Source organism: Kitasatospora sp. NPDC088346 (genome assembly GCF_044740765.1).
Classification (GTDB): Bacteria; Actinomycetota; Actinomycetes; order Streptomycetales; family Streptomycetaceae; genus Kitasatospora.
The window spans coordinates 90,002-101,324 of the sequence record NZ_JBIURH010000027.1; the positions used below are offsets into that span (position 1 = coordinate 90,002).

Here is an 11,323-nt window from a genome sequence, read left to right on the forward strand (position 1 = left end):
CCGAACCACCCCGAGACGACGGAGCACCACCCGCCATGGGCTTCACCAGCCACCCCTCGCTCCCCTGGAGCGAACTGCAGCGCCGGATGGCCGGCCCGGCGGACGGCACGGTGCTGCCGCTGCGCAGGCCGGGCCGTCCGGAGCCCCGTCACCCCGAGCCGTCCCGGGGCGCCGTCCCGTGGGCCGAGCTGCACACCCACTCGGCCTTCAGCTTCCTGGACGGCGCCAGCGACCCGGAGGCGCTGGCCGAGGAGGCGGACCGGCTCGGCATCGAGACCCTCGGCCTGACCGACCACGACGGCCTCTACGGGGTGGTCCGGCTCGCCGCCGCCGCCCGGGGGACCGGCCTCGCCACCGTCTTCGGCGCGGAGCTCTCGACCGGCCCCGGCGAACACCTGCTGGTCCTCGCCCGCGACCCGGCCGGCTACCGCAGGCTGTCCGCCGCGATCAGCGCCGCCCAGCTCAGGGGCGGCGCCAAGAGCCGCCCGGTGTACGAGTTCGCCGAGCTCGCCGGCGCCCACGACGGCCACTGGGCCGTCCTCACCGGCTGCCGCAGGGGCCGGGTCAGGACCGCCCTGGCCGACCACGGGGACGACGCCGCGGCGGCCGAACTCCACCGGCTGCGGGAGGCGTTCGGCGGGGGCAACGTCTTCGTCGAACTGACCGACCAGCGGCTGCCCGGCGACGACCCCCGCAACGACCGCCTCGCCGCGCTCGCCGCCCGGACCGGACTGCCGCTGGTCGCCTCCAACAACGTCCACCACGCCGGGCCCGGCCAGGCCCGGCTGGCCCAGAGCCTGGCCGCCCTGCACGACCGCCGCACCCTCCACGACGCGGCCGGCTGGACCTTCGCCGCCGGCACCGCCCACCTGCGCTCCGGCCGGGAGATGGCGGCCCGGCTGGCCCGCTTCCCGGGCGTCCGCGAGGCCACCGTCGACCTCGGCCGGGCCTGCGCCTTCGACTTCGGCGGCCTCGCCCCCGAACTCCCCGGCTTCCCCGTTCCCGCCGGGCGCACCGAGGCCGGCCACCTGCGCGCCCTGGTGGTCGAGTGCGGCCCGGCCCGCTTCGGCGCCGGCAACCGGCCCGCCCTCGACCAGCTCGCCCGCGAACTCGACGTCATCGAACAGCTCGACCTGGCGGGGTACTTCCTCATCGTCCACGACATCGTCGCGTTCTGTCGGGAGCAGGACATCTGGTGCCAGGGCCGCGGGTCGGCCGCCAACTCCGCGGTCTGCTACGCCCTCGGGATCACCTCGGTCGACCCGGTCCACTACGGCCTGCTGTTCGAACGCTTCCTCAGCCTGGAGCGCGACGGACCGCCCGACATCGACCTGGACATCGAGAACCGCCGCCGCGAGGAGGTCATCCAGTACGTCTACGGCCGATACGGGCGCGAGCACGCCGCCCAGGTCGCCAACGTGATCACCTACCGGCCCCGGCTGGCCCTGCGCGACGCCGCCCGGGTGCTCGGCTACCCGATGGGCCAGGTCGAGGCCTTCACCCGGCAGGTCGACTTCCGCTCCACCCCGGGCCCGGACGCCGTGATCCCCGCCGACGTCCTCGACCTCGGGCTCCAACTGCACGGCCTGCCACGGCACCTGGGCATCCACTCCGGCGGCATGGTGCTCACCCGGGACCCGATCGGCGAGGTCTGTCCGGTCGAGTGGGCCCGGATGCCCGGCCGCACCGTCCTCCAGTGGGACAAGGAGTCCACCGCCGGCGCCGGACTGGTCAAGATCGACCTCCTCGGCCTCGGCATGCTCTCCGCCCTGCACGACGCCTGCGACCTGATCGCCGAGCACCACGGCGACCGGTACGACCTGGCCGGCATCCCCGACGACGACCCGCAGGTCTACGAGATGCTCTGCCGCGCCGACACCGTCGGCCTCTTCCAGGTCGAGTCCCGGGCCCAGATGGCCACCCTGCCCCGGCTGCGGCCGCGGACGTTCTACGACCTGGTGGTGGAGGTCGCCCTGATCCGCCCCGGCCCGATCCAGGGCGGCTCGGTCCACCCCTACCTGCGCCGCCGGGACGGCGTGGAGGCCCCCGACTGCCCGCACCCGCTGATGGAGAAGTCTCTCGGCAAGACCCTAGGGGTGCCGCTGTTCCAGGAGCAGATGATGCAACTCGCCATCGACTGCGCCGGGTTCAGCCCCGCCGAGGCCGACCGGCTGCGCCAGGCGATGGGGGCCAAACGCTCCCACCAGCGGGTCGCCGAACTGCGCGCCCGGCTGCTGGAGGGGATGGCGCGGCGCGGCATCCCGGCCGACGTCGCCGAGGACGTCTACACCAAGATCGAGGCCTTCTCCAACTACGGCTTCCCGGAGAGCCACGCGATCAGCTTCGCCTACCTGGTGTACATCAGCGCCTGGCTCAAGTACCACTACCCGGCGGCCTTCACCTGCGCCTTGCTGGCCAACCAGCCGATGGGCTTCTACTCGCCGCTCAGCCTGATCGCCGACGTCCGCCGGCACGGGGTGCGGGTGCGCGGGGTCGACGCCAACGCCAGTGCCGCCGGTCCGGCGCTGGAACCCGATCCGGAACCCTCGGCCCCGCCGCCGCTCACCGCGGGAAAGCCGCAGCCGGCGATCCGGCTGGGCCTGGCCACCGTCCGCGGGATCGGCCTCCCGCAGGCCCAGGCGCTCGTCGCCGGGCAGCCGTACGCGGACCTGGAGGACTTCGCCCGCCGCAGCGCGCTGCCCGCGCCGTTGTTGGAGGCACTGGCGACTGCCGGCGCCTTCGGCTGCTTCGGGCTGAGCCGGCGCCAGGCGCTGTGGATGGCCGGCGTGTACGCCACCACGGGCCCGGACACCATCCCCGGGACGACCCCGGGCACCGCCGCGCCCCCGCTGCCCCGGATGAGCCCGGTCGAGGAGACCATCGCGGACCTGTGGGCCACCGGCTCCTCCGCGACCAGCCACCCGATGCAGCACCTGCGCGACGTCCTGCGCCGGGCGGGCGCGCTCACCGCCGCCGAACTGCGGGCCGTGCCGCCGCGCTCCCAGGTGGTGGTCGGCGGACTGGTGACGCACCGTCAGCGGCCGCCGACGGCAGGTGGGGTGCTCTTCCTCAGTCTGGAGGACGAGACCGGTCTGATCAACGTGATCTGCAGTCGACCGGTCTGGGAGTCGCAGCGCCGCACCGCCCTGGACCGGGCCGGCCTCCTGGTGCACGGCCAGGTCGAACGCGACCACGGAGCCACCAACCTGGTCGCCACCCGGCTGGTCCCGCTGCGGATCGGCGCCTGACCGGGCGGGACCCGGGGGCCGGGGCGGCCGGGGCGGCCGGGGTGGTCAGGTTGGGCGGGGGTGGCCTCAACCAGCAATTCTGTCCGAACAGTTGACCGCGTTGAAGTGGCCATGGCATTTTCGTGCGGCCTGGCGTTCGCAACCGGTCGTGCGCCCGGCGTTCCCCCACAAGGAGACCCATGTTCAAGGGACTTGCCGCCGGGCTCGGAGCGGTCGCGGTCGTCGCGGGCACACTGATCCCCGCGGCCACCACGGCGCACGCCGTCCAGGCAGGCGATCTGACGTCGACCATCGCGCTGAGCAACTGCTCGGCGTCGCTCGTGCGTTACCCCACCTCGGTCGACACCGACCGGGCCATGATGCTCACCAACGGCCACTGCCTGCCGACCATGCCGTCCGCGGGGCAGGTGATCCAGAACACCAGCGCCAGCCGCAGCGGCACCCTGCTCAACGGGGCCGGCACCTCGCTGGGCACCGTCCAGGCGGACAAGGTGCTCTACGCGACCATGACGGGCACCGACGTCGCGCTCTACCAGCTGACCGACACCTTCGCGTCCGTCACCAGCAAGTTCGGTGCGACGGCGCTGACGATCAGTGACACGCACCCGGTCAACGGGTCCTCGATGTTCATACCCTCGTCCTACTGGAAGCAGGTGTGGAACTGCTCCGTCAACGGGTTCGTCGACACCCTGCGCGAGGACCAGTGGACCTGGCGCGACTCGATCCGCTACAGCACGGGCTGCAACACCACCCACGGCACCTCCGGCTCGCCGATCGTGGACGCCACCAGCAAGAAGATCGTCGGCATCAACAACACCGGCAACGACGATGGTGAGATGTGCACGCTCAACAACCCCTGCGAGGTGGCGGCCGACGGCACCACCACGGTGACCAAGGGGCAGAGCTACGGTGAGGAGACCTACTGGTTCACCACCTGCCTCGGGGCCGGCCGCGCCATCGACCTCAGCGTCAGCGGCTGCCTGCTCACCAAGCCGGCCGGCAGCACCAGCGTCACCGTGACCAACCCGGGCAACCAGTCCGCTCTGGTCAACACCGCGGTGAACCTGCAGATCTCGGCCTCCGGCGGCACCGGCGCGCTGACCTACTCGGCCACCGGCCTGCCGGCCGGCCTGTCGATCAACGCCTCCACCGGCAAGATCACCGGCACCGTGACCACTGTGGGCACCTCCAACGTGGTCGTGACCGCCAAGGACACCGCCAACAAGACCGGCACCGCCGGCTTCACCTGGACGGTCAACACCACCGGCGGCACCTGCACCCCGGCGCAGCTGCTCGGCAACGCGGGCTTCGAGACCGGCACCGCCGCGCCGTGGACGACCACCAGCGGCGTGGTCGACAACAGCGCCTCGCAGGCCTCGCACGCCGGCTCCTGGAAGGCCTGGCTGAACGGCTACGGCTCGGCCCACACGGACTCCGCCGCGCAGACGGTGACCATCCCGGCCGGCTGCAAGGCCACCCTCAGCTACTGGCTGCACGTCGACACGGCGGAGACCAGCACCTCCACCGCGTACGACAAGCTGACCGTCACGGCGAACGGCACCACCGTCGCCTCGTACTCGAACCTCAACAAGGCCACCGGGTACGTCCAGAAGACGGTCGACCTGTCCTCCTACGCGGGCCAGTCGGTGACCGTGAAGTTCAACGGCGTCGAGGACTCCTCGCTCCAGACGAGCTTCGTGATCGACGACACCGCGATCAACACCAGCAACTGACGTCACGCCAGTGAAGGGCCCGGTGGCTCCGGCTGCCGGGCCCGTCCGTGTCCGCCGGGCGGCGAATCGTTTCGCCCGGCAGGCCGAGCGGCCCGTCCTGACCAACGGCGGCGCGTTCGCACGGACTTCGTCCCGCGCTCACTTGAGGGTGTGCGCGGCCTGCGCGACGCTGCGCAGCATGCTGTCGACGGCCGGCGCGACGCCGGAGGAGGCGAGCAGGAAGCCGAACAGCGTGGCGACCAGGGCGGTGGACACGGTCGACCGGCGGGCGCGGAGCAGGAAGACGAGCAGGACGCCGAAGAACACGACGGCGGAGATCGAGACGATCATGGCGATCCTTCCGGGGTGCGGTCGCTCACTCCCCGGGGTTCTCACCACCGGACGCCGTGTCACACGCCGGTGCGCCCCCGACCACTCAGGTGGCCCAGCCCCGGCGGCCGCGCGCCCGGCGTGCGAACGGGGACGGGCGGCGCGCGGACACCGGGGCACGCCGAGCAGGCGTGCGGGCGGGGGGAGCGGGCAGACGGCCCGGGACGGGAGCGCGCCGCGCTCCACCCGTCGGAAGGATGCCGCGATGTCGTCTCACGTCCACGACCGGGCCGGTGGCCCCGGCCGGCAGCTCGCCCCGGGCCCCGCGGGACGCCGCGCGGTGCGGTCGGCCGGGCGGGCCGGATTCCTCGCCCGCGGTGTGGTGTACACGCTGATCGGACTGCTGGCGGCGCGGATCGGACTCGGCTCCGGCAACGAGGAGGCCGACCGGCAGGGCGCGCTGCGGCAGATCGCGGCGCAGGAGTTCGGGTCGGTGATGCTGTGGGCGCTGGCGGCGGGGTTCGGCTGCATGGCGCTCTGGCGGGGCTCGGCGGCGGTCCTCGGTTCGACCGGTCCCGGCGGGGCCGGCCGGCGGAAGGCCGGCAGCCGGGCGCTCGACGCCGTCCGGGCGGCGTTCTACGCCTCGGTGTGCTGGGGGACCGCGGCGTTCGCCCTGGGAACGTCCGGCGGCACGGGCGCCCGGGGTTCGGGCGGTCAGGCGGGCTCGGGCGGCGGCGACGCCGAGTCACGGGACTGGACGGCGGCGCTGCTGCGGCTGCCGGCGGGCCGGATCCTGGCGGGTCTGGCCGGCGCCGCGCTGGTCGTGGCCGGCGTCACCGTCGCCGTCCGGGCGCTGCTGCGCCGGTTCCTGCGCAAACTGGACACGGCGGCGATGGGCCCGCGGACCCGGACGGCGGTGACGGCGGCGGGAGTGGGCGGCAACCTCGCCCGCGGCGCGGTCTTCGCCGGGGCCGGGGTCTTCGTGGTGACCGCCGCCGTCCGCTTCGATCCCGGCCGGGCCAAGGGGATGGACGACACGCTGCGGTCCTTCGCCGTCAGCCCGGCCGGGCCGTGGCTGCTCCTTCCGGTGGCCGCGGGCCTGCTGCTCTTCGGCGTCTTCTCGTTCGCCTCGGCCCGCTGGCGCACGCTGTGAGCGGGGCGGTCGGACCCGTACCCGGGTCGCCGCACCGTCGTCGTCAGCTCCCGAGCGCGGCCTCGACGGCGGCCCGGGCGTGCAGGCTGGTGGTGGCGAAGACCGGGACGGGGCTGTGCTCGGGGCCGATCAGCAGCTCGATCTCGGTGCAGCCGAGGACGATGCCCTGCGCCCCGGCCGCGACCAGATCGGCGATCACCCGCCGGTAGGCGGCCCGGGACTCCTCCCGGACGACGCCCACGCACAGCTCCTCGTAGATCACCCGGTGCACCTCCGCCCGGCCCGCCGCGTCCGGGACGAGCACCTCGAGACCGTGGCCGGCCAGCCGGTCCCGGTAGAAGTCCTGCTCCATGGTGAACGCCGTGCCCAGCAGCCCGACCCGGTCCAGCCCGGCGGCCAGCACCGCCCCGGCGGTGGTGTCCGCGAGGTGCAGCAGCGGGACGGCGGTGGCGGCCTCGACCTGGTCCGCGACCTTGTGCATGGTGTTGGTGCAGATCAGCAGCAGCTCGGCGCCGGCCGCCTCCAGCGACTTCGCGGCCGCGGCGAGCACCCGGCCCGCCTCCTCCCACCGCCCGGCCGCCTGCAGCCGTTCGATCTCCGCGAAGTCGACCGAGTACAGCACGCACTTCGCCGAGTGCAGGCCGCCGAGGCGCTCCCGCGTCAGCACGTTCAGCAGGCGGTAGTACTCCGCCGTGGATTCCCAGCTCATGCCGCCGAGCAGCCCGATCGTCCTCATCGGCCCACTGTGGCACACCCGGCCGGCTCCACCGCCGCCGGCCGGGGCCCGATCACCTCGCCGAGGAAACCGCCGAGCAGCGAACCGAGCGGAGTGGTGCAGGAGTTGGGCACCGTGGTCGTCGCGACGGCCCGGCCCGGCAGCTCGGGCGGACCGGACCGCCGGCGGAGGCTGCCCGGCGCCACGCGCCACGCGCCACGCGGCAGGCGACGACGCCGGCCCCCGGACCGCGTCGGGCCGCGTCAGGCCCTCACCCCCGCGGCGGGCCCTCACCCCTGCGTCGGGCCCTCACCCCTGCGTCGGGCCCTCACCCCCGCGGCGGGCGCCCTGCTCCGGGCGGGCCGGCGAAGGTCTGCGCGATCGGGAGCCAGGCCTGCGCCGTGGGGCCGGTGGCGGTGAGCGCCAGGTCGTCGGGGTGGCGCCGCTGGGTGACCAGCAGACAGAAGTCCAGGGCCGGGCCGCTCACCCGGTCCGCGGCGTCCTCCGGGCCCCAGGACCACGCCCCTCCCGAGGGCGCGACCAGCTCCACCCGCACCGGCCGGTCGGCCGGCAGCCCGTGCAGGGCGAGGGCGAACCCGATGGTGCGCACCCCGAGGTGGGCCACGTGCCGCAGCCGCTCGCCCGGCACCCGGACGACGCCCAGCGCGTCCGCGACGTCCTGACCGTGGGCCCAGGTCTCCATCAGCCGGGCCGTGGCCATCGACGGCGCCTTCATCGGCGGCCCGAACCACGGCAGCCGGACGTCGGCGGGCACGGCCGCCAGGGCCGCCGCCAGTCGCTCCCGGCCGTCCCGCCAGCGGTCCAGCAGCTTCGCCGGGTCCTCGCCGGCCCCCTCGGCCGCCCCCTCCTCGACGACGTCGAACCCGGCGGCGAACTCCCGCTGCACGGCCGCCCCGAACCCCTCCGGATCGGTGGCCGCCAGCAGCGACCAGCGGTCCGTCCAGGCGAGGTGGGAGAGCTGGTGGGCGACGGTCCAGCCGACGGCCGGGGTCGCGGTGGCCAGTCCCGCCGCGTCCAGACCGGCGACCAGGCCGTCCAGTTCGGCGCTCTCCGCCCGCAGGTCGGCCAGCAGGGCATCCAGCTGTGTCATGTCGTGCACTCCTCGGTGGTGGGTGGTTCGCGGGTGCTTCACGGGACTCCCCAACTCCCGCGACCCGTGTGAGAATCGCCCGATGACCGCGGCGACGGAGTCCATCCCTACCCGGGCGGCCGAGCTCGACGCCCGGGCCGCCGAGCTGGTCCGGCAGTCCGTCCTCGGCGACCTGGCCCGCCGGGTGGTGGACGAGTGCGGCGCCGACGTCGGCCTGGTCGGCGTCCCGGACCGCGCGGAGCGCCCCGGGCGGATGACCCTACGGCACTGGTCAGGGACCAGGGCCGACCTGCTGCACGGCCTGGATGTCCCGATCGGCACCGGCCTCGGCGGCCGCGCACTGGCCGAGCGGACGCCGACCTGGGTGTCCGACTACCGCGCCGCGACCACCATCTCGCACCAGTACGACACCGCCGTCGGTGCCGAGGACCTGTACACCATGCTCACCGTGCCCCTGGTGCACGGGACGGCCGTGCACGGTGTGGTGTACGCCTCGGTGCGCACGGTGGTCCCGCTCGGCGACGTCCGGATCGGCTCGGTGGCCCGGCTGGCCGCCGCCGCCACCCGGGCCCTGGCGGGGGCCGCCGCCTGGTGCCAGCCGCCCGGCCCGGCCGCGCCGCCCGCCGGGCTGACGCCGCGCGAACGGGAGGTGATCCGGTGGGCGGCGACCGGCCGGACCAACCCGGAGATCGCCGGCCACCTCGGCCTCACCTGCAACACCGTCACCGGCTACCTGAAGAGCGCCATGCACAAGCTCGGGGTCCGCAACCGGGTCGAACTCGCCCTCGCCGCACGGGACGTGGGCCTGGTCGGCGACCCGGTCAGTTGACCTGACGGGGCCGGTCCCGCCAGTACGGCTCGCGCAGCCTGAACTTCTGCAGCTTCCCGGTGGCCGTCCGGGCCAGCGACTCCCGGATCTCCACCGAGGTCGGCGCCTTGTAGCCGGCCAGTCGCCGCTTGCAGTGCGCGATCAGCTCGTCCTCCCCGGCACTCTGCCCCTCGCGCAGGACCACCAGGGCCTTGACCGTCTCGCCCCAGCGTTCGTCCGGCACCCCGATCACCGCGACCTCGGCGACCGCCGGGTGGTCGTAGAGGCAGTCCTCGACCTCGATCGAGGAGACGTTCTCCCCGCCGGAGATGATGACGTCCTTCTTGCGGTCCGAGATCGACAGGTACCCGTCGGTCAGCGTGCCGCCGTCACCGGTGTGGAACCAGCCGTCCCGGACGGCCTCGGCGGTCGCCTCCGGTTGGCCCCAGTAGCCGTCCAGCACCACATTGGACCGGACCAGCACCTCGCCCTGCCCGTCCACCCGTACCTGGCTGCCGAGCGCGGGAGCGCCCGCCTGCACCAGCCGTTCGGCCCGCTCGGCCGGCGGCAGCGCGTCCCACTCGGCCCGGGTGCGGTTGGCCGTGACCAGCGGGGAGGTCTCGGTCAGCCCGTAGATCTGCATGAACTCCCAGCCGAGCTCGCTCTCGATGCGCTGCACCATCGAGGTCGGCGGCGGCGCCCCGGCCACGATCATCCGCACCCGGTCGCGGCCCGGCACCGGCCCGTCCCACTCGGCCGCCGCCTCCAGGACCATCGCCGCCACCGCCGGCGCCCCGGACAGGAACGTCACCCCGTGCCGCTCCACCCGCCGCAGGATCTCCGCGCCGTCCACCTTGCGCAGCACCACGTGCTGCGCGCCGAGGCCGGTCAGCGCGAACGGCATGCCCCAGCCGTTGGCGTGGAACATCGGCAGCGTGTGCAGGTACACGTCGCGGTCGCTCGCGCCGAAGTGCAGGCCCATCAGCACCGCGTTCAGCCACAGGTTGCGGTGGGTCAGCTGAACGCCCTTGGGGCGGGCGGTCGTTCCGCTGGTGTAGTTGATCGTCGCGGTCGCCGACTCGGGCACCTCCCGGGCCACCGGCTCCCGGTCGAAGTCGTACAGCTCGGCGTCGCTCTCCGCGCCCAGCACGAACCGGTGCCGGACCGCCACCCCCGCCAGGGACTCGTCCAGCTCGGGGTCGACCAGCAGCACCGACGCGCCGCTCTGCTCGACGATGTACGCGACCTCCTCCGCCTTCAGCCGGAAGTTCACCGGCACCAGCACCCGGCCGTGACCGCTCACCCCGAACAGCGAGGTCATCAGCCGGGCCGAGTTGTGCGACACGATCGCCACCCGCTCACCGGCCCCCACCCCCAGCCGGTCCAGCCCCGCGGCCTGCGCCCGGGCCAGCTCGGCCATCCGCCGGTAGGTCACCTCGCCCCAGGAGGCGGCCGGCTGGTCCGGCTCGTCGACGATTCCGACCCGGTCGCCGTAGACCAGCTCGGCCCGGTGGAGGAAGTCCAGCACAGAGAGTGGAGTCTGCATGCGGTCACTGTGCCCGCCGGGCGAAGCGCACGGACACCCCCGATCGGGGGGTGTTACCCGGACGGAGTACCGCCGGGGCAGGGTCAGGCCCCCCAGATCGACCTCGACGGCGAACGGCGCCAGGCCCTGACCGTCCCGGCGAACACCTCGCCGTCCCGGTAGCTCCCGGACGCGGGATCGAGCCGGTGCGTGTGGACGAGCGGGACACCCGTGGGAGCCCGTTCGACCCGCCAGTAGAACGGGATGTGCTCCGGGCGGGTCGGCGTGACGTCGATCGTGTCGGCGCGGCAGACGACGACGTCGGGGCGGCGGTTGGTGAGCGGCACGTCCTGCAGCCGGACGTCGAAGTCGGTGCCGGTGTTCCACCTCCGGTCCTGCGGCGGCGTCCAGGGCGTTCGCCAGGATCCGGGCCAGGCGACTGTGCTGCTTGGACGCGCTCGGACTCACGACGATCATCCCGTCCACGATCTCGATGCCGGCGCACTGCTCCTCGGACCATGCGTCGTACTGCTCCGCCGTGACCTGGGCACGCATCCACGCGGGCACGACCATCTCGGCGGTCATGACGGCCCCCTAGGAGGACATCTCATTTGGGGGGCCTAAAGGGCTCTTGTGCTCCATCTGTGGGTCGCTGAGGAGCGCCTGACGCAGTACACGCCGTCCCCTGTGCAGATCTTGAGGTGTTGAGGCCCGAGATCGG

Annotated in this window: 7 protein-coding genes and 3 pseudogenes; 5 read left to right on the forward strand and 5 right to left on the reverse strand. The window is 73.9% G+C overall.

Going from position 1 to position 11,323, the window contains the following annotated elements; translation table 11 throughout:
* The first annotated feature begins 35 nt into the window (after positions 1 to 35).
* From ACIOFR_RS28170 to ACIOFR_RS28180, 3 genes and pseudogenes are all read left to right on the forward strand, one after another.
* Entirely contained in the window at positions 36 to 3,248 is a 3,213-nt protein-coding gene (locus tag ACIOFR_RS28170) for an error-prone DNA polymerase (protein WP_401001987.1), read from the forward strand.
* 356 nt (positions 3,249 to 3,604) lie between these two features.
* Positions 3,605 to 4,045: pseudogene (locus ACIOFR_RS28175) on the forward strand (serine protease); the annotation flags it as partial.
* Positions 4,046 to 4,252: 207 nt separating this feature from the next.
* Positions 4,253 to 4,981 (forward strand): annotated as a pseudogene (locus ACIOFR_RS28180) (putative Ig domain-containing protein); the annotation flags it as partial.
* A gap of 138 nt (positions 4,982 to 5,119) precedes the next feature.
* Here the strand turns inward: ACIOFR_RS28180 and ACIOFR_RS28185 are convergent.
* Positions 5,120 to 5,311: a hypothetical protein gene (locus ACIOFR_RS28185; RefSeq protein WP_401001989.1), complete on the reverse strand. Its 192-nt coding sequence runs from the start codon at positions 5,309 to 5,311 to the stop codon at positions 5,120 to 5,122.
* A gap of 244 nt (positions 5,312 to 5,555) precedes the next feature.
* Here ACIOFR_RS28185 and ACIOFR_RS28190 point away from each other — a divergent pair, with 244 nt between their 5' ends.
* Positions 5,556 to 6,443, forward strand: a complete 888-nt coding sequence (locus ACIOFR_RS28190; protein ID WP_401001991.1) for a DUF1206 domain-containing protein — start codon at positions 5,556 to 5,558, stop codon at positions 6,441 to 6,443.
* A gap of 43 nt (positions 6,444 to 6,486) precedes the next feature.
* Here ACIOFR_RS28190 and ACIOFR_RS28195 read toward each other — a convergent pair whose 3' ends face one another.
* A complete protein-coding gene (locus ACIOFR_RS28195) occupies positions 6,487 to 7,179 on the reverse strand; it encodes an aspartate/glutamate racemase family protein (protein WP_401001993.1) in 693 nt (230 codons plus the stop codon).
* A gap of 307 nt (positions 7,180 to 7,486) precedes the next feature.
* Positions 7,487 to 8,269, reverse strand: a complete 783-nt coding sequence (locus ACIOFR_RS28200; RefSeq protein ID WP_401001995.1) for a TIGR03084 family metal-binding protein — start codon at positions 8,267 to 8,269, stop codon at positions 7,487 to 7,489.
* Positions 8,270 to 8,351: 82 nt separating this feature from the next.
* Here ACIOFR_RS28200 and ACIOFR_RS28205 point away from each other — a divergent pair, with 82 nt between their 5' ends.
* On the forward strand, positions 8,352 to 9,098 hold the full coding sequence (locus ACIOFR_RS28205; RefSeq protein WP_401001997.1) for a LuxR C-terminal-related transcriptional regulator: 747 nt from the start codon (positions 8,352 to 8,354) through the stop codon (positions 9,096 to 9,098).
* Here the strand turns inward: ACIOFR_RS28205 and ACIOFR_RS28210 are convergent.
* Entirely contained in the window at positions 9,091 to 10,623 is a 1,533-nt protein-coding gene (locus tag ACIOFR_RS28210; protein ID WP_401002003.1) for an AMP-binding protein, read from the reverse strand. The two genes, ACIOFR_RS28205 and ACIOFR_RS28210, sit on opposite strands and share 8 nt — an antisense overlap.
* A gap of 84 nt (positions 10,624 to 10,707) precedes the next feature.
* A pseudogene (locus tag ACIOFR_RS28215) lies at positions 10,708 to 11,187 on the reverse strand (Uma2 family endonuclease); the annotation flags it as partial.
* Between the last annotated feature and the right edge of the window lie 136 nt (positions 11,188 to 11,323).